The organism is Micromonospora sp. NPDC047753, from assembly GCF_040642735.1.
In the GTDB taxonomy this organism is placed as follows: Bacteria; Actinomycetota; Actinomycetes; order Mycobacteriales; family Micromonosporaceae; genus Micromonospora.
In genome coordinates this window covers 1-22,390 of the sequence record NZ_JBEYSL010000003.1, presented here as the reverse complement: position 1 = coordinate 22,390, position 22,390 = coordinate 1, and the positions used below count along the sequence as shown (strand labels likewise).

Below are 22,390 nucleotides of genomic sequence, written 5' to 3'. Positions count from 1 at the left end.
ATCTTGCCCGTCCTCAGCGGAGGTGCAGGACGTCGCCGGCGGCCAGGGTTCGGGCGCCGGTCGACGTGGTGACCATCAGTTGGCCGTCCGGGTCCACCCCGGTGGCAGTGCCGGTCAGGGAGTCGCCGTCGGGGAGCAGGACGCGTACCTCGCGCCCGATCGTCGCGCAGGCCTCCAGATAGGCGTCGCGCAGGCCGCTGGCCACCGCGTCGCCGCCCGCCGAACGCCAACGGTCGTACCAGTCGGCCACCGCCCGCAGCAGCGCCCGCAGCAGCGGATCCCGATCGGTGGCCACCGCGCCGGCCAACTGGAGCGAGGTGGCCGGCAGCCCGGTCGGATTCACCGGCAACTCGTCGGCGCGCAACGTCACGTTGAGCCCGATGCCCAGCACGATCGCCGGCGGTTGGTCCGGCGCCCGTCCCGGCACCGCCTCGGCCAGCACGCCCGCGCACTTCGCGTCGTCGATCAGCAGGTCGTTCGGCCACTTCAGGGTGGCTTCCAGCTCGGCCAGCCGGGCCACCGCCTCCACCAACGCCACGCCGGCCAGCAACGGCAGCCACCCGTACCCGGTGGGTGTCGCCGGCAGCCAGCCGCGGTCCGGCACAGCCTCTCCGGGCCGCAGCAGGACGCTCGTCGCGATGCCGGCCCGCGCCGGCGACTGCCAGACCCGCCCGCGCCGGCCGCGCCCCGCGGTCTGCCGCTCGGCGACCACGACCAGGCCCTCGGGCTCGTCGGCCCGCGCGGCCTCGGCCACGTCAGCGTTGGTGGAGCCGGTCTCGACACGCAGCTCCAGTCGGGCCCACGGCCCGTTCGGCGCTGTCAACGCGCGGCGCAGCCGGGTCGCCGACAGCGGCGGCCGGTCCAGATCGGTGTACGGGGAGCCCGACATTCCGCCAGCCTACGGCGGTGCTCCGGCCGACACTGAGGCGTACTGCACAGCGGCACCCACCTGAACCATCGTTATATTCCCTGGGTGACTACCGAGACCGGGACCAACATGCACAGCACCGCGGGCAAGCTGGCGGACCTGGAGCGCCGGGTCGACGAGGCGGTGCACGCCGGGTCGGCCCGCGCCGTGGAGAAGCAGCACGCGCGCGGCAAGAAGACCGCCCGCGAACGGATCGAGATGCTGCTCGACGAGGGCTCCTTCGTCGAACTCGACGAACTGGCCCGGCACCGGTCCACGGCCTTCGGGCTGGAGCGGAACCGCCCGTACGGCGACGGCGTGGTCACCGGCTACGGCACGGTGGACGGCCGGCAGGTGTGCGTCTTCGCGCAGGACTTCACGGTCTTCGGTGGCTCGCTCGGTGAGGTTTTCGGCGAGAAGATCGTCAAGGTGATGGACCTGGCCATGAAGATCGGCTGCCCGGTGGTCGGCATCAACGACTCCGGCGGCGCGCGCATCCAGGAGGGCGTCGTCTCGCTCGGCCTCTACGGCGAGATCTTCTTCCGCAACGTGCGGGCCTCCGGCGTCATCCCGCAGATCTCACTGGTGATGGGGCCCTGTGCCGGCGGCGCCGTCTACTCTCCGGCGGTCACCGACTTCACCGTGATGGTCGACCAGACCTCGCACATGTTCATCACCGGCCCCGACGTGATCAAGACGGTGACGGGCGAGGACGTCGGCATGGAGGAGCTGGGTGGCGCGCGTACGCACAACACCCGCAGCGGCAACGCGCACTACCTCGCCAGTGACGAGGAGGACGCCGTCGACTACGTCAAGGCGCTGCTGTCGTACCTGCCGTCGAACAACCTCGACGAGCCGGTCGTGGTCGACGCCCCCGCTTCGCTTGAGGTCAATGACGAGGACCGGGAGCTGGACACCCTCATCCCGGACTCGGCCAACCAGCCGTACGACATCCACACGGTGATCGAGCACGTCCTCGACGACGGGGAGTTCCTGGAGGTCCAGCCGCTCTACGCGCAGAACATCGTGGTCGGCTACGGCCGGGTCGAGGGACGGCCGGTCGGCGTGGTGGCCAATCAGCCGATGCACTTCGCCGGCACCCTGGACATCGCCGCCTCGGAGAAGGCCGCCCGTTTCGTCCGCACCTGCGACGCGTTCAACATTCCGGTGCTGACCTTCGTGGACGTGCCCGGCTTCCTGCCCGGCACCGGTCAGGAGTGGGACGGCATCATCCGCCGGGGCGCGAAGCTCATCTACGCGTACGCCGAGGCGACCGTCCCGAAGGTCACCGTGATCACCCGCAAGGCGTACGGCGGGGCGTACGACGTGATGGGCTCCAAGCACCTCGGCGCGGACCTGAACTTCGCCTGGCCGACCGCGCAGATCGCGGTGATGGGCGCGCAGGGCGCTGTGAACATCCTCTACCGCTCCGAGCTGGCCGGTGCCGAGGACCCGGCGGCGGTCCGGGCCGAGAAGATCGCCGAGTACGAGGACACCCTGGCCAACCCGTACGTGGCCGCCGAGCGCGGGTACATCGATTCGGTGATCGCTCCGCACGAGACGCGCACCCAGATCGTCCGGGCGCTGCGTGTCCTGCGGACCAAGCGGGAAACCCTGCCGCCCAAGAAGCACGGCAACATCCCGCTCTGAGGCCGGTCGATCCGCGCAACGTCAGGAGAAGTGCTGCCTCCGGGCGGCGGGCGACAAACCTGAGGTTGCGCGGATCGACAGTGGTCAGCAGGCCGGGTTGGCGGCGACGCACATCCGGCGGGCGGCGACCTCCGCCAATCGGGGCAGGTCCACCTCGATGCCCGTCTGCCTCAGAGTGAGCACTGTGATCAGGTCGCCCACCCGGACCACGGCGGTGGTGGTCGGCCGAGGTGGCGCGGCGATGGGCTTGCCCGTCTTCTGGTCGACGGGCTGCGAACCGGTGTGCCGCAGCAGCGCAGCCCCGTCACCGGCGAAGTCCCGCTGGATCACCGCCCAGCGGTGCGTTGCCGACGCGGTGCCTGTGCCTGTTGCGCCCTGCACCTTGTATTCGCCGACGCTGGTCCATTCGGCACACGGTGCGACCAGGTCGTCCATGGTGGCGAGAAGCTGGATGGCCGCGTCCGGAGGCAGCCGGTAGAGATCCTGCGTGATCAGACCATCGGACTGGGTGAGGACTGCCGCGGCGCGCTTCGGTACCAGGGTCTGCGAACGGGACAGGATCGAATGCAGCCAGCCATTCGATCGCCCCTGACTCGTCCGGCAGGCACCGAGCATGTGATCCAGCAGGACCGGCTCGCCCAGGCCCGACTGGCTGAGCTGCACGTCGACCTGCTGCGGCAGGTCGGCCGGCTGCAACAGGGCGTGGCTGCTGATCTCGTGCCGGGTCGGCGAGGCCGAGGGCGCGGCGGCCGGCGGGACCGGCGGCGCGGACTTCCTCGGGGCGGCGACCGCCACTGCGGAGACCCCTGCGAGAGCCAGCGCGACGGTGGCCACCACGATCCTGCGCTGGCTGCGGCGGCGGGCCCGGGAGCGGATCTCCTCCGGGCCGAGCCACCGCACGTCCTGCAGGTCCCGTTGGATCTGTTCGACGAATGTCGGGTCGTCACGCATCGGTGGCCTCCTCCAGATCAGAGACGGCGAGCAGACCGGCGAGCGCGGTACGCCCCCGGGAGAGACGGGCCTTGACGGTGCCCACCGGGGCCGCGGTCTCCCGCGCGACCTCGGCGACCGGCATGCCCACCAGGTAGTACAGGGCGATGGCGACGCGTTGCTCCTCGGGCAGTCGACGCAGTGCGGCGACCACCGCGACGGTGTCGGTGCCCGGCCCGGGAACGGTCTCGGTGGCCCCGTGTCGCAGGTAGGCGCGGGCGCGGCTACGCAGGCTGCGCCACCGGCTGACGGCGATCCGGCTGGCCACCACCCGTACCCACGCCTCCGGGTCGTCGTACCCGCTGATCGTCGACCAGCGCTGCCACGCCCGGACGTACGCCTCCTGCACGGCGTCCTGGGCCTCACCCCGATCACCGGTGAGGGCGTAGACGAACCCGAGGAGTCGTTGCCGACTCCCCCGGTAGAACTCGTCGAACCCGTCGACGTCCGGCACCCGATACCTCCCCGTGTCGGTCGCTGGGAACACGCACCGGCAAGGGCCGTTGGTTGCCCGGTCAGGCGATCGACTTTTCCAGTTCGTCGAGCGGGAACGCGCCGGCCCCGATCCGCTCCCGGACCGCCCGGCGTACGGCCCGCTGCACCGCGGCGTTGACCGGCGTCGGCACCCCGTGCAACCGGCCGAGCAGCGCGATCTCACCGTTGAGGTGGTCGACCTCGGTCGAGCTGGTGCCCCGGGCCAGGCTCTGCCAGGTGGAGCCGCCGGAGCGGGCCTCGCCGTCGACCGGGCGCTGCCCGACCAGGTCGCCGCGTTCGGCCTTCTCCTCCTCCGGGGAGGTGTGCGCGATGCCGGCGGCGGCGAGCGCGGCGACGCCCTCGGCGCGTACCCGCTCGACCAGCGCGTCCGGGATGTCCCGGCCGAGCAACGCCTGCAGGCCGTTACCGAGGTTGCTGAGCAGCTTGCCGTACTTCCAGCGCAGCACGTCGGTGCGGACCGGTGCGACGAAGCCGGCGGCGGTCAGGTCGGCGGCGACAGCCCGGTCGGTGTCGTCGGCGCCTCCGGGGTACCGCCCGATGTGGAGCATCCCGGGATGCGGGTACCCGTTGGCGACCACCACACCCGGGTCCAGGTGGGTGGCCGGCAGCCAGACGCAGACCGGGTGCACGTCGGCGAAGAGGCGCAGCGCGGCCCGCTCGTTGGCCACCCCGTTCTGCGCGGTCACCAGCGGCAGACGTTCTCCCGCCGTGCCGCCGCCGACCACCGGAGCGTCCACCCAGGCGGCCAACGCGCCGGCGGTGTCCTGTGACTTGACGGTGAGGATCAGCACGGTGTCCGCCGGCAGCGGCTGGTCGGTGGGCCGGTCCACCGCCGCGAGCCGGGCGGTGACCTCACCCTCGGGCTGCCGAAGGGTCAGGCCCCGCGCTCGGATCGCCTCCAGGTGCGCACCACGGGCCACCACCGTCACGTCCCGGTCGGCCTGGGCCAGCCGTACGCCGATGGTCCCGCCGACCGCACCCGCGCCGATGATCAGGTATCGCATTGCCTCATTCTGCCCGGATCGACCGGAGCGAGGCGGCTAGGGCGACGTGGGGAGGAACGGGCCGGCGAGCAGGAGCGCTCCGGCGATCAGCGCCGCCACGTTGACCAGGGCGAAGACGCCCACCCAGAAGAGCGGCGGGAACGGGGTGAGCCCGGCGAGCTGGTCGGCGTCGGAGGCGGGCATCCGGCCCCGCGAGCGCAGCCGTTGCAGCTCGACCACCGGTCGCACCCCACCGAGCAGGAGGAACCACACCCCGGTGTACGCGAACGCGGCCTGGACCTGCGGCGTCGCGTACCAGGAGACGGCGAACACCAGGGCGCCCGTGACCAGCAGCGACACCACACCGAAGGCGTTGCGGATCATGACGAGCATGGCCAGCAGAAGCACCACGGCCACCCAGAGCAGCAGGGTGATCCGGTTACCACCGAGCAGCCAGGCCCCGGCCAGCCCGACCAGCGGCGGTGCGACGTACCCGGCGAGCAGAGTGAGAATCATGCCCGGCCCGGTGGGGCGGCCGGCGGAGAGCGTCAGCCCGGACGTGTCCGAGTGCAGTCGAATGCCGCGCAGCTTGCGGCCGGTGAGCAGGGCGACCAGGGCGTGCCCGCCCTCGTGCGCGATGGTGACGGCATTACGGGCGATCCGCCACGGCAGCCGGGTGGAGACCACCACCAGCGCGACGGCTCCGGTGATCAGCACCAGCAGCGCGGGCGGGTCCGGCTGCGCGCCGAACAGCGTGTCCCACTTCTCGCCCAGTCCGTCGATCGACATCATGGGGCGCGAGCCTACCGGCGGCGTTCCGTGTCGCTACCGAGGCACCGGCTCGCATGTCGGCCAGTGGGGCGACTGACGTCCGCCGATGAAGCTTTTTTCCGATCGCACTTGCGATCTAGGGCACTAAGCTCCAAAGATGATTGTCGATAGAGCGATCCTCTTGGAGGCATTCATGGCCCGTACCCGATCATCGCTGCGCCGCGCGCTCGCGGCCGGCCTCACCGTCCTCGCCACCGCGGCGGCGGCCCTGGTCGCGACCGCCGGACCGGCGGCCGCCGCCACCACACCCGGTGTCGACGTGTCCCGCTACCAGGGCAGCATCAACTGGACAAGCGTCCGCAACGCCGGCATCCAGTTCGCCTTCATCAAGGCGACCGAGGGCACCAGCTACAAGGACCCGAACTTCAACGCCAACTACGTCAACTCGTACAACGCCGGGGTGATCCGCGGGGCGTACCACTTCGCCCGCCCGAACATCTCCGCCGGCTCCACCCAGGCCAACTACCTGGCCTCCAACGGCGGCGCCTGGTCGGCGGACAGCCGGACCCTCCCGGCGGCCCTGGACATCGAGGGCAATCCGTACGCCGGCGGCTACTGCTACGGGCTCAGCACCACCGGTATGCGCAACTGGGTGCAGGACTTCCTGAACACCTACCGCTCCCGCACCGGCCGGTACGCGGTCATCTACACCACCACCAGCTGGTGGAACCAGTGCACCGGTAGCTGGACCGGCCCGTGGGCGAACCACCCGCTCTGGCTGGCCCGCTGGTCGAGCACGCCCGGCGCCCTGCCGGCCGGGGCTTCGGTGTGGAGCTTCTGGCAGTACACCAGCACCGGCGCGGTCTCCGGGATCAGCGGCAACGTGGACCGCAACTACTGGAACGGCGACCGGAGCCGCCTGATCGCGTTGGCCAACAACACCTGACCGGGCCGTTGGCGGCAGCGGGATCGACGATCACCATCATGGTCGACAATCGGTCCGGCTGCCGCCACACCACCGGGTACGGGTCAGACCCGCCGCCGACTCAGGGCCGGCACCACAGCGTCCTCACGAGCCAGCGCGCCCCTGCGGGTCAAGCGCCAGGCAGCAACACCAAAGCCGGCAACGATCACGACGCCGAGCAGTGCGACGAGCACCGAAACCCCCGCGCTGACCAGCAGCAGGATCGCGTCGCCGAGCGCCACGAGCATCCACAGTGCCAGCCGAGGCCGAGCGTCCCTCCGTCGGTAACGCATGTCGTGCCTCCTTCCGTCGTCGACTGTCAATTACCCACGACGACGGAAGGTCATGCGAAGGATTTTCAGTCCTGGCGGTCGGGCACGAAACCCTTTGCGATCCGGTCGAAGTTCGGCAGGTTGGCCTGCCAGTCCTTCTCCGCGATCTCCCACCGCAGCGCGTAGCCCCGGTTGCTGGCCGTCACGAACCCTCGGTTACGGACGTGGATCCGCTGCCCGTCCCGGGTCTCCAGCCACTCCCAGTCCGCACAGGTCTTCCAGAAGGTGCAGCGCTCGATGCTGAGGTACTGATAATTTCTGACTTCGTTCTTGCGGCCGCCCTCGATGCTCTTCCAGTCGGCGTAGGCGTCCTTCTTCGGCGTCGGGGTCCACTGGACGAGCAGCTCCCCCGGCCCGTTGGACTCGTCGAAGACGACAGTGTTCTGACCGGCGTCGCGGCGCACCCAACCGTCGGGGATCGGCAGGGCGAAACCTTCCGGGTCCCGGTGCAGCTTCCAGCCCGCCGGCAACGCGTTCGGGTCGACCGAGGGAGTGGCCGAGGCGGACGGGCTCGGGGCACCGCTGGTGGGCGGCGGAGGCGCCGCAGCCGAGGTCGGCGCAGGCGCGGAGGTCGCGGCAGCGCTGGTCGGGTTGGCCTGCGGGGTCTTGTCGTCGTCCTTGGTCAGCATCGGCACGACCACCACGAGACCGATCAGCAGCAGGGCGACCACAGCACCGATCAGCAGGTTACGTCGGGTGTTGTTCGGCTTCGTGCCATCCGAGGGCGGCACCGACGCACGGCCGGCCGGACTGAGCGGCGGCATGAGCGACGTCGGCGTGGTCGGCTTGCGCTGCTCCGGAGCCACCGGCGGACCGTCGACAACCGTCGGCTCGTCGTCGACGTTCGTCGTACCGTCGCCGCTCGTGTCGGGCGCGGCCGTGACCTTCGCGGTCGGCTCGCCGTCGGACGGAGCGGCGTCGGACGGAGCGGCGTCGGACGGTCGGTCGATCGTGGCGGTCGGCTCGGCCGGGGCCGTTGCCGCCGACTCGGCCGGCACGACCGCGGTTGGGTCGGCGACCGCACCGGAAACGACGGCCGTCGGCGTGGCATCGGCGGCGGGGGTCGCGGCGGCACCGGAGGTGGCGGCGGCACCGGAGGTGGCGGCGGAGGTGGTCGCGGCGGCGGCCGGCGGCGGTGACACCGGCCGGTCGACACTCTCGGCCGGTCGCGGGGCCGGCACCACCGGCAGGCGCGGCTCGCGCGGACCGTTCGGCCCAGGCCGGCGTACGCCATCGAGCAGGGAGATGCCACGCGACCGCTTGCCCCCGGCGCGGCGCAGCAACCGCTCCGCCACCTCGGCGGTGATCCGCTCGTTCGGGTCCTTGCGCAGCAACCCGTTGAGGACGGCCTTGAGCGGACCGGCGTTCTTCGGCGGCGGAATCGGCTCGGTGGCCAACGCGGCCAGGGTGCCGATCGCCGACGGCCGGGCGTACGGAGACTTGCCCTCGACCGCCGCGTAGAGCGTCGCGCCCAGCGACCACAGGTCGGCCTCCGGCCCTGCGGTGCCGTCCCGGGCCCGCTCCGGCGAGATGTACGCGGGCGAGCCGAGCACCATGCCGGTGCGGGTCACGTTGGGGTCACCGGGGATCGTGGCGAGACCGAAATCGGTCAGCACCACCCGACCGTCGTCGCCGAGCAACACGTTGCCGGGCTTCACGTCGCGGTGCATGACGCCCGCCTTGTGTGCGGCGCTGAGCGCACCCAGCACGCCCAGGCCGATCTCCACAGTGCGGGCCACCGACACCGGGCCGTCCTCGGCGAGAGTGTCCTGCAACGACTTCGACGCCACGTACTCCATGACGATCCACGGATCGCCGTCGGTGCGCAGCACGTCGAAGATGCGGACGACGTTGGCGTGGTTGAGCCGGGCGATGGCCCGCGCCTCCCGCAACGAACGCTCCCGCATCTCGCGGCGTTCCTCATCGGTGAGACCGGGCGGCGGCACCAGCTCCTTGATGGCGACGTCCCGATGCAGCACCTCGTCGCGCGCCTTCCACACCCTGCCCATGCCGCCCTGGCCGAGCGGCGACAGGAGCCGGTATCGGTCAGCGACGAGTTGGGGAAGCGCGTTCGACATCGGTGAGACGGTACCCGGACCCGCTGACGCTCACACCGCCGGCACGCCACTGTGCGCTTCGGGTAACTTCGCGCCGCGTACCCTGGCGGCATGTCTGCCGAAGAGCCGCTGTTCCGGGTCGTCCGCGGCGTGCCCACCGCCGAGGAGTTGGCCGCTCTGGTGGGGGCGATCATCGTCCGAACCCGTCCGGCCGCCGCCCCCGTCCCGGCGACCGCGTCCGCCTGGGCACGCAGCGGTCGACCCGGCGGCTCCCGCGGGTGGCGCGCCACCGGCCTGCCCCGCTGACCCCGAGACCTGCCGTACGGGGGCTGTCAGGGTGGCGTTGAGCCGTTAACCTCACTCAGGGAAACGGTGCCGTTACGGGTAGGGAGGATCCATGATCCCCGAAGAGGACCGGCCAGCACCCTGGCTACGCGGTTACGGCGGCATCGAAGCCGACATCAGCCAGCTCAGAGAGTTCGCCGACCGGCTCGCCGCCGAGGTCGAAAGCAACTACGCGCCGCACCTGTCGTACATCGCCGAAGACATGTCGGCGAAGCTGCCCAACCCGTGTGACGCCTTCATCGAGCTGGTCACCTTCCTGCACGCCCACCACGAGACGCAGCAGGCCACCGCCGACATGGTGTACGCCGTCCGAGGCGCCACCGGCCACCTGGCCGCCGCCGCCGATCAGGTCGCCACCCACTACGCCGACAGCGACGCCTTCACCGCCGCCCGAGTGGTCGACGTGCAACGAGCCCTCGCCAACCCGGCCAGCGTCCTCCCCGGCGGCCCGACGCCAACCCTCACCGACCCGACCAGCCCCGACGCCGAAGGGCCGGTGGTCCTGCCGTGATCGAACGGGGCACCGGCCGCACCTCCGGCCTCACCGACTGGCACCTCATGGACGTCAACAGCATGTGGGCCTGCCTCCAGGACCACGACACCGCCAACCACTGGAAGCAGGTCGCCGGCTGGCGCAAGGTCTGCGACCTGGCGCAAACCCACCTCGGCCGCCTCCAGCAGTACCGACGCGGACTCGCCGAGGCGTGGCCCCCCGAAACCAGCGCCGCCTCCCGCACGTACCTCGCCGAACTCGACGACCTCGTCGACAAGGTGCAGCGAACCCACGACGCCGCCGCCGCGAACTACACAGCGCTCTCCGCCGCAACACAGGCCATCGGCACCACCCGCGCCGCACTCCACAAGATCTACGAGGAGTACGCGACCAAGTTCCAGCAGAAGCAGGCGTACGAGTCGATGGTCGCCGACCCGAAAGCGGTGATGGGCAACCGGGCCACCACACCACCTGTTGCTGACGGAGAACTGGAACGGCTGAACGTGCAGGCCCGTTCCATGATGTTCAACCTGAGCGGCGAACTCCAACAAGCCCAAGCAACCCTCCAAAAACCCCCCGTGGCGCCCAAGGCAAATCCCGGGATCGATCAGAGCGAGGTCAATGTTTACGGCGGAACTGCTGCTGCTCCTGTAATTCCTCCAGTAATAGCGGTACCTCTCCCGAAGGCTCCTACTACTCGCCCTCGGACTTCTGCAGGTCAAGGCTGGCCGATAACAAGCCCCGGCGTCGGCCCAGTTCTTGGCGGAACAGGTAACGTAATCACTCCTGGCTCCACAACTCCTGTCCCGCCAATCGGAGCTACACCGCCAGCAGTGTCCGGTTCAACGCCTGGAGTCGGGGTGACACCCCTACCGCCTGCAGGATCCGCGCGTGGTGATGCTTCTGGGGCATCGCGTTGGCAGCCTCACTCAGTGAACCCTCCAGCCAGCGCCACAGGCTCCGCGGGCAAACCTGCGGCGCAACCGCGCCCGATGCCTCCTGGCGGCCTAATCGGCGGGGTGCCTGCGATGGGATTTGGCCCTCCTGCATCCGGTACCGGCGCACCCCGCCGCATTAACCCGGTGGGCGGTTTAATAGGCGGCGGCAGCGCTGGGACAGGGCCCACTGGCGGCGCGGGCTCGCGCCCTGGAGGCGGCCGAGGCTCGAACGCGCTTCAGGGAACCCCTCCCTTCGGCTTCGGCTCCAGCATCGGTCCCAGCGCCGGCCAAAACCCCACTCGAGCAGCACCCTCAAGGCCCGGTTTCCGGATAGATCCAGACGCGGAAAGGCGCCGCCGGGATCCTGACAACCCCTGGACGACAGACGAAGGCGTCGCGCCAATCGTTCGACCACCGAACGATGAGGGCCCCATCGACCCTGGCCCGACTATCGGTCTAGACCGTTGACCCTGCATGCCTCTGGAGTGCTGCTAGCCAGTCTCAGCCTCACATTCACGTTACTTCCAGCCCCGGCGTCAGCTCAGAACGATCCTCAACCGAATGGTGCCGAGCGGATACGCAAGGATCAGTGGCACCTGGACTATCTAAAGACCCACGAAGCTCAAAGGTTAAGCAAAGGCGAGGGCGTAATTGTGGCCGTGCCAGACACCGGCGTCACACCGCACCCTGACCTTCGCGATAACCTCCTAACCGGTACCGACATCGTCTTTCCCGGCGGCGACGGCTGGCAGGACGAAAGCAGCCACGGCACCGGAATGGCCGGGCTAATCGCCGCTCACGGACAGTCCGTAAATCTCGGTGCCCTTGGCATCGCCCCAGAGGCAAAAATTCTACCAATCCGCACCAGCCGAACAGATCAAGATGGTGACAGCGACAACCTTGCGGCCGGGATCGACTTTGCTGTGGCCAAGGGCGCTTCGGTTATTAGCGTCTCCTCCGTAGCGGGACCAAATAATCGACTAAGACGCGCCATCGAAATGGCAGCGCAAGCGAATGTTGTCGTGATTGCAGGAGCAGGCAATGGCCCTCGGGACAAATATGTTAGCTTTCCGGCGGCCTATCCGGGCGTGGTAGCTGTAGGCGGCATAGATCAAAACGGGATTCGCGCCAGCTTTTCAGTGTCTGGGCCGGAGATTGACGTGGTTGCGCCCGCCGTTGACATTTACAGCACGAGTATCGACGGCAAGTACCGCAAAGGCACCGGCACCTCTGACGCGACGGCGATCGTTGCGGGCGCGGCTGCGTTGATCAGGTCCAAGTACCCCTACCTGCCGGCCCGAGAGGTGGCGCACCGGCTCACGGCTACCGCCGTCGACAAGGGCCCTCCTGGGCGTGACGACGAGTACGGCTATGGAGTGATTGATCTTGTGGCGGCGCTGACGGCAGACGTACCGCCGCTTGGGTTTGAATCGGTGAGCGCTCCGGCCGGTGCTGGCCCGACCACGACGGCTGGCGCTCAGCCGGGTGATGAGAGCGATAGCGCGACCGCGCGTGGGCTGGCCACTCTCGGGGTGCTCGTGGCTGCCGGGGTCGGGTGGGCCGTGATAGCGCGGCGGCGTCGACGTGGCGATGATCCGCCACCCAGAATCAGTCGCTGAACGATCGGCGAAGCGGTGATCCACTCGGCTTGCAGGAAAACGCGGTGTCCGGGGCGATGGGATAGCGCGTTTTCCTGTAAGTCGAGTGGATCATGGGGGCGGGCCACCCGGCGGCGGGGTGTCGGTCCTGGTGGGTGGCTGGGCGGTAACGTCGGGGTGGTGTCTGAGACTTTGCCGCTCCGCCTCGTGCTCGCATCGGCGAGCCCTGCCCGTCGTAAGTTGCTCCAGGCTGCCGGTGTCGAGCCGGAGGTGCTGGTCAGTGGGGTGGACGAGTCCCTGGTGGTGACCGAGCGGGCCGAGGAGTTGTGCCTGGAGTTGGCTCGCCTGAAGGCACAGGCGGTGTTGACCCGGCTTAATGCGGCCGCCGATCAGCGGACGTTGGTGATCGGCTGCGACTCGGTGCTCGCCTTCGACGGGGAGATCCTCGGCAAGCCGGCGGATGCCGCGGACGCTACCCGGCGGTGGCTGCGGATGCGGGGACGCAGCGGCGTTCTCCACAGCGGGCACTGCCTGGTCGACGTTACTGCGGGCCGGCGCGCGGAGGCGGTCGCGTCGACGACGGTCCACTTCGCTGACATCAGTGACGACGAGATCGCCGCCTACGTGGCCACCGGTGAGCCGCTGGCGGTGGCTGGCGCGTTCACGATCGACGGGCTGGGTGGGCCGTTCGTGGAACGGATCGAGGGTGACCCGGGGACGGTGGTCGGGCTGTCGATGCCGCTGCTGCGCCGGCTCCTCGCCGAGCTGGATCTGCGGATCACCGACCTGTGGACGACTGTCGCGCCGGGCGGCCAAATGGTCGAGCCGATCGGTAACGTCCGGTCATGACCATCAAGTCGATCCCGCTCACCAACGAGCTGCACGCCTATCTGGTCGCACACGGCTCCCCGCCGGACGAGATCATCCGTGACCTGGCCGAGGAGACCCGGTCGGTGCTGCCCGAGCACGCCACCATGCAGGTGGCTCCGGAGCAGGCCGCGTTCCTGACGTTTCTCACCCGGCTGCTCGGCGTGCGCCAGGCCGTCGAGGTCGGCACGTTCACCGGGCTCTCGTCTCTGGCGATCGCCCGCGGGTTGCCCGAGGGTGGGCAACTGACCTGCTTCGACATCTCCGAGGAGTTCACCGGCATCGCCCGGCGCTACTGGGCGCGGGCCGGCGTGCAGGATCTGATCGACCTGCGCATCGGCCCGGCCGCGGACGGGCTGCGGGAGTTGCCGCACGAGCGGCACCTGGACTTCGCGTTCATCGATGCGGACAAGACCGGCTACCCGATCTACTGGGCCGAGTTGGTGCCCCGGATGCGGCCGGGTGGGGTGATCGCCGTCGACAACGTCCTGCGTGGCGGGCGGGTCATCGCCCCGCAGGACGCCGGCGACCGGGCCATCGCCGCGTTCAACGACGAGGTCCTCGCGGACGTACGGGTGGACCCGGTGATGCTGGCGATCGCGGACGGCCTGACCCTCGCCCGGGTCCGCTGACCGACGCTGCCCGCAGCGACAGGGGTGTCCCCACCAGAGGGACACCCCTGTCAGAAACCCGGCGTCAGCGGACGCTGCGGGCGAACTGGCGGGCAGCCCAGTAGACGCCCAGCGCGGCGAGGACAGCGGTGATGCTGAGGCCCTGCCAGACCTTGTCGCTGCCCAGGTCACCGGCGAACAGCGCCCGGGTGCCGTCGACCGCCCAGGAGAACGGGTTCCAGTTGGCGATGCCCTGCAACCAGCCGGGCGCGAAGGTCAGCGGCAGCAGGATGCCGGAGAGCAGCAGCACCGGCTGTGCCACGGTGTTCATCAGCGGGGCCAGCGCGTCCTCACTCTTGACCTTGAGGGCGACGCCGTAGGAGACGGCCGAGGTCATGAGGGCGATCAGGGCGAGCATCAGGTACGCCAGCAGCAGGTCCCCGAGGAACACCCGAAGGTCGAAGATGAGCGCCAGGAGCGTGATGATGACGGCCTGCACCAGGAGCGAGACCACGTCGCGCAGCGAGCGGCCGAGCAGCAGGGCGAGCCGGCTGATCGGGGTGACCCGGGAGCGTTCGATGACACCGGCTCGCAGCTCGGCGATCAGGCCGAAGCCCTGGAACAGTCCGCCGAAGATGGCCAGGAGCACCAGCAGACCCGGCACGAAGATCTTGTAGGCGGCCGCCTGGGTGGGCGCGTTCAGTGCGGGCTTGAGCAGCGGGGCGAAGAGCAGCAGGTACATGACCGGCTGGAACACACCGACGAAGACCCAGACCGGGTTGCGGAGCAGGAGTTGGATCTGGCGCTGGAAGATCAGCCACGTGTCACGGGCGAATTTCATGAGAGTCGTCTCCGGTGGTCAGGACTCGCGCAGCGAGCGGCCGGTCTTGGTGAGGAAGACGTCGTCCAGGCTGGGTCGGTGCAGCTCGATCGAGCGCAGCTCCAGCCCGGCGTGGTCGAGTCGGCGCAGCACCTGCGGGATGGCGGTGGCGCCCTCGTCGACGTAGAGGCGCAGGCCGCCCTCGTCGACCGTCTCCAGCTTGTTGACGTACGGCTCGCCGTCGAGCGTCTGGGCGGCCTGCGGGGTGGCGGCCAGGTCGAGACCGACCAGCACCACGTCGCCGGAGATCTCCCGCTTGAGCTCGGCGGGGGTGCCCTCGGCCACCACCTCGCCGTTGTCCATGATCGCGATCCGGTCGCAGAGCGCGTCGGCCTCGTCCAGGTAGTGAGTGGTGATGAAGACGGTCATGCCGTCGGCGCGGAGCCGGCGGATCTCGTCCCACATGTGTGCGCGGCTCTGCGGGTCGAGGCCGGTGGTCGGCTCGTCCAGGAAGACGATCTTCGGCTCGTGGATGATGCCGAGGGCGATCTCCACCCGGCGACGCTGGCCGCCGGAGTAGGTCTTGCACTTGCGGTCGGCGTACTCGGTGAGCTGGAAGGCGTCCAGGGCGCGGGCGGCGCGCCGCTGCGCGTCGGCCTTGCTGATGCCGTACATCCGGGCGTGCAGCACCAGCTCTTCGCGGGCGGTGGACTCGTCCCAGGTGCTGCCGCCCTGCGGGACGTACCCGATGCGGCGGCGCACCTCGGCCGGGTCCTTGCGCAGGTCGGCGCCCGCGATGGTGGCCTCGCCGCCGTCCGGCTCGATCAGCGTGGCGAGCATCCGCAGCGTGGTGGTCTTGCCGGCGCCGTTCGGGCCGAGGAAGCCGAAGATCTCACCCTTGGCAACGTCAAGGTCGACGCCCCGCACGGCGTCCACCGTCTTCGTCTCTCGACCCGCGCGGGAGCGGAACGACTTCCGCAGCCCCCTGGTCTCGATCATCTCTGCTCCTGGTCGTTCGGGCCGGTCGGGCCGGCCGTCGAGTTGGGTCGACGCCGGACGGCGCAATCCCCCGCTGTGCCGTCAGTAGGCTAACGCGATATAACTTTTCTAGTCAACGTTGATTATTTCGCGTCGGAGCCGGGCGACTCCAGGCCGTCCCTCCACCCCGTCCAACCCTGCGCTTCGTCCAGCTCAGCAGGCAGGTACGACACTCCGGAATCGATCCGCTCGGCGATCCGCTCGCACCAGGTCATCTCCGCCTCCGCGCGCGCCGACCACAGCTCGAACATCCAGGCCACGTGCACCGGCTTGCGGTTGCGCACCCAGTCCGACTCCAGCGAGGCGCGCATGGACTCGACGCCGGCGCGCAGCAGGTTGGCCCGGTTACGCAGGGCGGCGGCCGCCTCGGCGCGCGGCATGGCCGGCAGGAAGGAGAAGGCGGCCACGAACGGGTCGACGGGCTCGCTGATGGTCCACCAGGAGTTACGCAGCAGCGTCTCGAACTCGTCCTCCCCCTTGACCGTCACCTCGTACGTGGTCCGCGCGGGACGGGCGCCCACCTGCTCGGTCGCGACGGCGCGGAGCAGCCCTTCCTCGGTGAGCTTGCGCAGGGCGTGATAGATCGATCCGGGTTGCACGTTCGCCCACTTGTCGGCGCTCCAGCTCAGCAGCTCACGGCGCACGTCGTAGCCGTGCACGGGCTGCATCCACCGCACCAGACCGAGAATCATCATCCGAGTCGAAGACACCCGATAAGCGTAATAGCCAAGTTTGACTAACCCGTGGCGGGTGCAGTGCGCCATCCCACACTGAGCGATCGTTAGGGCCGCAGTGGGCGGCCGATACACTCCCCGTCAGTAACCTGCCCGGGAGGAGCCACGAAGGTGCGCAAGGTACTCATCGCCAACCGCGGCGAGATCGCCGTCCGGGTGATCCGCGCGTGCCGCGACGCCGGCCTGGGCAGCGTTGCCGTGTACGCGGACTCCGACCGCGACGCCCTGCACGCCACCCTCGCGGACGAGGCGTACGCGCTGGGCGGGGACAGCGCGACCGAGACCTACCTGCGCATCGACAAGCTGCTCGACGTCGCCGCTCGGGCCGGCGCCGACGCCGTACACCCGGGTTATGGCTTCCTCAGTGAGAACGCCGACTTCGCCCAGGCCGTCATGGACGCCGGGCTGACCTGGATCGGCCCCACCCCGCAGGCGATCCGTGACCTGGGCGACAAGGTCACCGCCCGGCACATCGCCCAGCGGGCCGGCGCACCGCTGGTCCCCGGCACCCCGGACCCGGTGGCCAGCCCGGACGAGGTGATGGCCTTCGCCGTCGACCATGGCCTGCCGGTCGCCATCAAGGCCGCCTTCGGTGGTGGCGGGCGCGGCCTCAAGGTCGCCCGCACGATGGAGGAGATCCCGCAACTGTTCGAGTCGGCCACCCGGGAGGCGGTCGCGGCGTTCGGCCGGGGCGAGTGCTTCGTCGAGCGGTACCTCGACCAGCCCCGGCACGTCGAGGCGCAGGTCCTCGCCGACCAGCACGGCAACGTGATCGTGGTGGGCACCCGGGACTGCTCGTTGCAGCGGCGTCACCAGAAGCTCGTCGAGGAGGCGCCCGCGCCGTTCCTCACCGACGCCCAGCGCGCGCAGATCCACGAGAGCGCCAAGGCGATCTGCCGCGAGGCCGGCTACCACGGCGCCGGCACCGTGGAATACCTGGTCGGCGTCGACGGCACCATCTCCTTCCTGGAGGTCAACACCCGGCTCCAGGTCGAGCACCCGGTCACCGAGGAGACCGCCGGCATCGACCTGGTCCGCGAACAGTTCCGGATCGCCGACGGCGAGAAGCTGCGGATCACGGAGGACCCGACGCCGCGCGGGCACGCGATCGAGTTCCGGATCAACGGCGAGGATCCGGGCCGCAACTTCCTGCCCGCCCCCGGCACTGTCACCGCGCTGCGCCTGCCCAGCGGGCCCGGTGTGCGGGTCGACACCGGCATCTCGGCCGGCGACGTGATCGGCGGCAACTTCGACTCACTGCTCGCCAAGGTGATCATCGTCGGTGAGACGCGGACCGAGGCGCTGGAGCGCGCCCGCCGCGCGCTGGACGAGATGGTCCTCGACGGGATGGCCACCGCGCTGCCGTTCCACCGGCTCGTCGTGCGGGACGAGGCGTTCACCGCCGAGCCCTTCACAGTGCACACCCGGTGGATCGAGACCGAGTTCCACAACACGGTGCCGCCGTTCAGCGCCGCCGCCGGCACCGCCGAGGCGCCGGCCGAGCGCGACACCGTCGTGGTCGAGGTGGGCGGCAAGCGCATCGAGGTCAGCCTCCCCGCCGGCTTCGGCGGGAGTACGACCACCGCGGCACCCGCCGCTCGCAAGCCGACCCGGCGCGGTGGCGGCGCCAAGGCCGGCGCCCCGGTCGGCGGCGACTCGCTCACCTCGCCGATGCAGGGCACCATCGTCAAGATCGCGGTGGCGGACGGCGACACGGTGGCCGAGGGTGATCTGGTCGTGGTGCTCGAGGCGATGAAGATGGAGCAGCCGCTGCACGCGCACAAGGCGGGTACGGTCAGCGGCCTCAGCGCCGAGGTCGGCGCCGTGATCACCGCCGGTGCTCCCATCTGCACCATCGCCTGAGCCGTCCGGCGGACGATCAGCGCAGGGTCTCGGCGGCGACCTCGCGGACGGCGACGGTCAGGGCGTTGAGCACGTCCGACTCCAGCCGCCAGTGCTGCCAGTACAGCGGAACGTCGAGGTGTCGGCCCGGCGCGAGGTCGACACAGCGACCTGCGGTCAGGTCGGCCTGGGCGATCTGTTCCGGCACCAGACCCCAGCCCAACCCGAGCCGGATCGCCTCGCTGAACGCCGGCACCGACGGTACGTAGTTCACCGGCGGGTCGAGCGGTCGACCGACCACCGCCCGGATGAACCGATGTTGCACCCGGTCCTTCCGGTCGAAGACCAACAACGGGGTGCTCGCCAGCGCGGCGGCGGCGAATCCTCCGGGGAAGTGGGACGCCGCGAATTCCGCTGTGGCCAACGCGCGGTAGCGCACGGCCCCGAGTCGCAGCACCCGGCAGCCCTGCACGGCCTCCCGCTGGGCGGTGACCGCCGCCGTCACCGAACCGTCGCGCAGCAGCTCGGCGGTGTGGTCCTGATCGTCCTGCCGCAGGTCGAACGAGAGCCCGGCCCGCTGCGGCAACCGGGCCAGCGCGGCGGGGAACCAGGTGGCCAGCGAGTCCGCGTTGACCACCACGGCGACCCGGATCCGACCACCGCCGGCCAGTGGGCCGCGGGCATCTGCGAGGGCCTCCCGTTCGAGCAGCGCGAGCTGGCCGGCCAGGCGCAGCAGCGGGCGACCGGCGTCGGTCGCCACGCATGGACGGGCACGGCGGACCAGCACCTGGCCGACGGTCTCCTCCAGCGTCTTGATCCGTTGGCTCACCGCCGACGGCGTGATGTGCAGCAGCCGGGCCGCCGCGTCGAAGCTGCCCTCCGCCACCACGGCCGCGAGTGTCCGAAGCTGCGCCGAGTCGAGACCTTCCATCAGCTGAGCTTAAGTTGCGTGAGAATCTTTAGTTGGACTGGTGACCGTCGACGGTCCTAGCGTCGACTCCGTGCTCACCTCCGCCGTCGCCGGCTTCTCGGTCTCCATCGCGCTCATCGTCGCCATCGGCGCCCAGAACGCCTTCGTCCTGCGTCAGGGCCTGCGACGCGAGCACGTCGTACCCGTGGTGCTGACCTGCGCCGCTTCGGACGCGCTGCTGATCATGGCGGGGGTGGCCGGGGTCGGTTCGCTGGTGACCGGCCGACCGGGCCTGCTGACGGCGATCCGCTGGGGCGGAGCCGCCTTCCTGCTCTGCTACGCGGGGCTCGCCGCCCGCCGCGCCCTGCGTCCCGGCGCCCTGCTGCCCACCGAGCGGCCGCCGGCCACGTTGGGGGCGACCCTGCTCGCCTGCGCCGCCTTCACCTACCTGAACCCGCACGTCTACCTGGACACCGTGCTGCTCCTCGGCAGCGTGGCCCAGCAACACCCGCACCGGTGGGTCTTCGGCGCCGGCGCCGTTCTGGCCAGTGTGGCCTGGTTCACCGCGCTCGGCGTCGGCGCGCAGCGCCTCGCGCCGCTGCTCGCCCGCGCCGCCGCCTGGCGGGTGCTGGACGCGGTCATCGCCGTCGTGATGGCCGGGCTCGCCGTGGCACTCCTGCTGGGCTGACCCGTTCGTACCCGGACTCGCCGTGGCACCCCACCGGCCGCCCGGCTCCTCCGGCGAGCACCGACTCGCCACCGGGACCAGGACCGTCGACGATGCGAGTGTTTTCCGCGACCACCGGCGGTGGAACCGACCGCGAGCGGGAATGATTGCCGGGTGCGGTTCCTTCACGGCGCGGCTCCCGCGCACGACCTGACCTATACCGACGTCTTCATGGCGCCGGCCCGCTCCGATCTGGGCTCCCGACTCGACGTCGACCTCTCCACCGGCGACGGCACCGGCACCACCATTCCGTTGGTGGTGTCGAACATGACCGCGGTCGCCGGACGGCGGATGGCCGAGACTGTCGCCCGCCGGGGTGCCATCACTGTGATCCCGCAGGACATTCCGATCGAGGTGGTGGCCAACGTCGTCGCCTGGGTCAAGCAGCGCCACCTGGTCTACGACACCCCCATCACGCTGGGCCCGACCGAGACCGTGGGCGATGCCATCCACCTGCTGCCCAAGCGCTCGCACGGTGCGGTGATCGTCGTCGACGACGACGGCCGGCCGATGGGTGTGGTCACCGAGGCGGACACCACTGGCGTGGACCGCTTCGCGCAACTGCGTCACGTGATGTCCACCGAGCTGCACACCGTTCCGGCGGACGCGGATCCTCGTACCGGTTTCGATCTGCTCTCGGCGGGCCGTCGCCGACTCGCCCCGGTGGTGGACGCCGAGGGTCGGCTGGTCGGGGTGCTGACCCGACAGGGCGCGTTGCGCGCCACCCTCTACACACCGGCGGTGGACGACCGGGGCCGGCTGCGGATCGCGGCGGCCGTCGGGATCAACGGGGACGTGACCGGCAAGGCGGCGGCGCTGCTGGAGGCGGGGGTGGACACGTTGGTAGTGGACACCGCGCACGGCCATCAGGCACGGATGATCTCCGCACTTCAGGCGGTCCGGAAGCTGGACCCGGGGGTGCCGGTGGCGGCGGGCAACGTGGTCACCGCCGAGGGCGTACGCGACCTGGTGGAGGCGGGGGCGGACATCATCAAGGTCGGCGTCGGCCCGGGGGCGATGTGCACCACCCGGATGATGACCGGCGTGGGTCGACCGCAGTTCTCCGCCGTGCTCGACTGCGCTGCCGCGGCCCGCCAACTGGGCCGGCACGTGTGGGCCGACGGCGGGGTGCGGCACCCCCGGGACGTGGCGCTCGCGCTCGCCGCCGGCGCGTCGAACGTGATGATCGGTTCCTGGTTCGCCGGCACCTACGAGTCCCCCGGTGACCTTTACACCGACGCGGACGGCCGGCGGTACAAGGAGAGCTTCGGAATGGCCTCGGCTCGGGCGGTCAGCGCCCGGACTGCCGACGACAGCCCGTACGACCGGGCCCGCAAGGCGGTGTTCGAGGAGGGCATCTCCTCGGCCCGGATGCACCTGGACCCGACCCGCCCCGGTGTCGAGGACCTGATCGACGAGATCATCGCGGGGGTACGCAGCGCCTTCACCTACGCCGGCGCACGGAACCTGACCCAGTTCCACGAGCGGGCGATCGTCGGCGTGCAGAGCGCCGCCGGCTTCACCGAAGGAATGCCCCTCCCCACCAGCTGGTAGCCCACCCCACTGTCCACCCTTGTTGATCATGAAGTTATTGCCCTCCACATCGGCGTGTCGTGGCAATAACTTCATGATCAACGGCAAGGGAGGGTGTGGGCGGGGTTGGCCGGGTGGGCCTCGGCGTCAGGTTGAGGGGCGGCGCAGCACGGCGCGGGCTGCCTCGCGGGGGTTGTCGCCCACACGGTCGGGCAGAGCGCCGGCCAGCCAGAGGGTGGCGAAGCCGTGCGCGATCGACCAGGCCGCGAGCGAGTCCCGGTCGGTGTCGGAAGGCGCGCCACCGTTCGACAGCGCGGCCACTCCGGAGCGGAGCGCGGCGCCGGCCCGGCTCCGCGCCGCGATCAGCTCGGCGTCGTCGGCCCGGTAGAGCTCCGGGCGGAACATCACCTCGAAGTACGCCCGGTGCGTGACCGCGAAGTCGACGTACGCGACGCCGGCCTCCAGCAGGTCGTCATCCGCCGCGGTCAACGTCTCGGCGAGCAGGTCGAAGCCCTGGGCGGCGAGCGCGGTGAGCAGGCCCGCCTTGTCGCCGAAGTGGTGTGCGGGCGCGGCGTGCGAGACACCGGCCCGGCGAGCCAGGTCGCGCAGGCTCAGCGCGGCGGGTCCGACCTCCCCGACGACCTCCAGCGCCGCGGCGAGCAGGGCGCGGCGCAGATCGCCGTGGTGGTAGGCGCGGGTTCCGCTCATGCGCCAAGCCTATCTTGCCATTGACAAGATGAGCATCTGACGCGCAATCTTGTCACTGACAAGTTTCCCCTGAGGAG

The 22,390-nt window shown here is 70.3% G+C and carries 22 protein-coding genes; 10 read left to right on the top strand and 12 right to left on the bottom strand.

Features of this window, described 5'->3' with window-relative positions:
- Positions 1 to 13: 13 nt before the first annotated feature.
- Positions 14 to 889, bottom strand: a complete 876-nt coding sequence (locus ABZ749_RS00555) for a biotin--[acetyl-CoA-carboxylase] ligase (RefSeq protein ID WP_357221179.1) — start codon at positions 887 to 889, stop codon at positions 14 to 16.
- Between the two features lie 84 nt (positions 890 to 973).
- On the opposite strand from ABZ749_RS00555, the gene ABZ749_RS00550 reads away from it, so the two are divergent.
- Positions 974 to 2,557: an acyl-CoA carboxylase subunit beta gene (locus ABZ749_RS00550; RefSeq protein ID WP_357221177.1), complete on the top strand. Its 1,584-nt coding sequence runs from the start codon at positions 974 to 976 to the stop codon at positions 2,555 to 2,557.
- Between the two features lie 84 nt (positions 2,558 to 2,641).
- Here the strand turns inward: ABZ749_RS00550 and ABZ749_RS00545 are convergent, their stop codons facing one another.
- The 4 genes from ABZ749_RS00545 to ABZ749_RS00530 form a co-directional block, all read right to left on the bottom strand.
- Entirely contained in the window at positions 2,642 to 3,508 is an 867-nt protein-coding gene (locus ABZ749_RS00545) for a hypothetical protein (protein WP_357221175.1), read from the bottom strand.
- Complete coding sequence (locus ABZ749_RS00540; RefSeq protein ID WP_357221173.1) at positions 3,501 to 4,001, bottom strand: SigE family RNA polymerase sigma factor; 501 nt, start codon at positions 3,999 to 4,001, stop codon at positions 3,501 to 3,503. Before ABZ749_RS00540 ends, ABZ749_RS00545 begins: the two co-directional genes overlap by 8 nt.
- A 61-nt stretch (positions 4,002 to 4,062) precedes the next feature.
- Complete coding sequence (locus ABZ749_RS00535) at positions 4,063 to 5,046, bottom strand: 2-dehydropantoate 2-reductase N-terminal domain-containing protein (RefSeq protein WP_357221171.1); 984 nt, start codon at positions 5,044 to 5,046, stop codon at positions 4,063 to 4,065.
- Positions 5,047 to 5,082: 36 nt separating this feature from the next.
- Positions 5,083 to 5,817 (bottom strand): M50 family metallopeptidase, encoded by a 735-nt coding sequence (locus tag ABZ749_RS00530; protein WP_357221169.1) that lies wholly within the window; start codon positions 5,815 to 5,817, stop codon positions 5,083 to 5,085.
- A gap of 172 nt (positions 5,818 to 5,989) precedes the next feature.
- On the opposite strand from ABZ749_RS00530, the gene ABZ749_RS00525 reads away from it, so the two are divergent.
- Positions 5,990 to 6,742, top strand: a complete 753-nt coding sequence (locus ABZ749_RS00525; protein WP_112625147.1) for a GH25 family lysozyme — start codon at positions 5,990 to 5,992, stop codon at positions 6,740 to 6,742.
- 83 nt (positions 6,743 to 6,825) lie between these two features.
- Here the strand turns inward: ABZ749_RS00525 and ABZ749_RS00520 are convergent, their stop codons facing one another.
- Positions 6,826 to 7,053 (bottom strand): hypothetical protein, encoded by a 228-nt coding sequence (locus tag ABZ749_RS00520; protein WP_357221167.1) that lies wholly within the window; start codon positions 7,051 to 7,053, stop codon positions 6,826 to 6,828.
- Between the two features lie 65 nt (positions 7,054 to 7,118).
- Positions 7,119 to 9,170 (bottom strand): serine/threonine-protein kinase, encoded by a 2,052-nt coding sequence (locus ABZ749_RS00515; RefSeq protein ID WP_357221164.1) that lies wholly within the window; start codon positions 9,168 to 9,170, stop codon positions 7,119 to 7,121.
- A gap of 90 nt (positions 9,171 to 9,260) precedes the next feature.
- Between ABZ749_RS00515 and ABZ749_RS00510 the strand changes: the two genes are divergently transcribed.
- The 5 genes from ABZ749_RS00510 to ABZ749_RS00490 all read left to right on the top strand — a co-directional run bounded on the left by ABZ749_RS00510 (position 9,261) and on the right by ABZ749_RS00490 (position 14,022).
- The gene (locus tag ABZ749_RS00510; RefSeq protein ID WP_357221162.1) at positions 9,261 to 9,455 is read left to right on the top strand and encodes an acyl-CoA carboxylase subunit epsilon; all 195 of its coding nucleotides are present in this window, start codon (positions 9,261 to 9,263) and stop codon (positions 9,453 to 9,455) included.
- Between the two features lie 91 nt (positions 9,456 to 9,546).
- Positions 9,547 to 10,005 (top strand): hypothetical protein, encoded by a 459-nt coding sequence (locus ABZ749_RS00505; RefSeq protein ID WP_112581897.1) that lies wholly within the window; start codon positions 9,547 to 9,549, stop codon positions 10,003 to 10,005.
- 1,495 nt (positions 10,006 to 11,500) lie between these two features.
- The gene (gene mycP / locus ABZ749_RS00500) at positions 11,501 to 12,544 is read left to right on the top strand and encodes a type VII secretion-associated serine protease mycosin (RefSeq protein ID WP_357221204.1); all 1,044 of its coding nucleotides are present in this window, start codon (positions 11,501 to 11,503) and stop codon (positions 12,542 to 12,544) included.
- 159 nt (positions 12,545 to 12,703) lie between these two features.
- Positions 12,704 to 13,372 carry a Maf family protein gene (locus ABZ749_RS00495; protein ID WP_357221159.1) on the top strand — a complete coding sequence of 223 codons (669 nt, stop codon included), beginning with the start codon at positions 12,704 to 12,706 and terminating at the stop codon, positions 13,370 to 13,372.
- Positions 13,369 to 14,022, top strand: coding sequence for an O-methyltransferase (locus ABZ749_RS00490; RefSeq protein WP_357221156.1), 654 nt, complete (start codon positions 13,369 to 13,371; stop codon positions 14,020 to 14,022). The genes ABZ749_RS00495 and ABZ749_RS00490 overlap by 4 nt, the downstream gene beginning before the upstream one ends.
- A 64-nt stretch (positions 14,023 to 14,086) precedes the next feature.
- On the opposite strand, the gene ABZ749_RS00485 is transcribed toward ABZ749_RS00490, so the two are convergent.
- The 3 genes from ABZ749_RS00485 to ABZ749_RS00475 all read right to left on the bottom strand — a co-directional run bounded on the left by ABZ749_RS00485 (position 14,087) and on the right by ABZ749_RS00475 (position 16,554).
- Positions 14,087 to 14,842, bottom strand: coding sequence for an ABC transporter permease (locus tag ABZ749_RS00485; RefSeq protein WP_357197966.1), 756 nt, complete (start codon positions 14,840 to 14,842; stop codon positions 14,087 to 14,089).
- 18 nt (positions 14,843 to 14,860) lie between these two features.
- The gene (locus ABZ749_RS00480; protein WP_355009464.1) at positions 14,861 to 15,820 is read right to left on the bottom strand and encodes an ATP-binding cassette domain-containing protein; all 960 of its coding nucleotides are present in this window, start codon (positions 15,818 to 15,820) and stop codon (positions 14,861 to 14,863) included.
- A 122-nt stretch (positions 15,821 to 15,942) separates the two neighbouring features.
- A complete protein-coding gene (locus ABZ749_RS00475; protein WP_357221201.1) occupies positions 15,943 to 16,554 on the bottom strand; it encodes a PadR family transcriptional regulator in 612 nt (203 codons plus the stop codon).
- 150 nt (positions 16,555 to 16,704) lie between these two features.
- Here ABZ749_RS00475 and ABZ749_RS00470 point away from each other — a divergent pair, with 150 nt between their 5' ends.
- On the top strand, positions 16,705 to 18,456 hold the full coding sequence (locus ABZ749_RS00470; RefSeq protein WP_357221153.1) for a biotin carboxylase N-terminal domain-containing protein: 1,752 nt from the start codon (positions 16,705 to 16,707) through the stop codon (positions 18,454 to 18,456).
- Between the two features lie 16 nt (positions 18,457 to 18,472).
- On the opposite strand, the gene ABZ749_RS00465 is transcribed toward ABZ749_RS00470, so the two are convergent.
- Positions 18,473 to 19,366: a LysR family transcriptional regulator ArgP gene (locus ABZ749_RS00465; RefSeq protein WP_357221149.1), complete on the bottom strand. Its 894-nt coding sequence runs from the start codon at positions 19,364 to 19,366 to the stop codon at positions 18,473 to 18,475.
- Between the two features lie 70 nt (positions 19,367 to 19,436).
- Here ABZ749_RS00465 and ABZ749_RS00460 point away from each other — a divergent pair, with 70 nt between their 5' ends.
- A complete protein-coding gene (locus ABZ749_RS00460; protein WP_357221146.1) occupies positions 19,437 to 20,033 on the top strand; it encodes a LysE/ArgO family amino acid transporter in 597 nt (198 codons plus the stop codon).
- Between the two features lie 153 nt (positions 20,034 to 20,186).
- The gene (locus tag ABZ749_RS00455; protein WP_357221143.1) at positions 20,187 to 21,626 is read left to right on the top strand and encodes a GuaB1 family IMP dehydrogenase-related protein; all 1,440 of its coding nucleotides are present in this window, start codon (positions 20,187 to 20,189) and stop codon (positions 21,624 to 21,626) included.
- Positions 21,627 to 21,752: 126 nt separating this feature from the next.
- On the opposite strand, the gene ABZ749_RS00450 is transcribed toward ABZ749_RS00455, so the two are convergent.
- Positions 21,753 to 22,313: a TetR/AcrR family transcriptional regulator gene (locus tag ABZ749_RS00450; RefSeq protein WP_357221140.1), complete on the bottom strand. Its 561-nt coding sequence runs from the start codon at positions 22,311 to 22,313 to the stop codon at positions 21,753 to 21,755.
- Between the last annotated feature and the right edge of the window lie 77 nt (positions 22,314 to 22,390).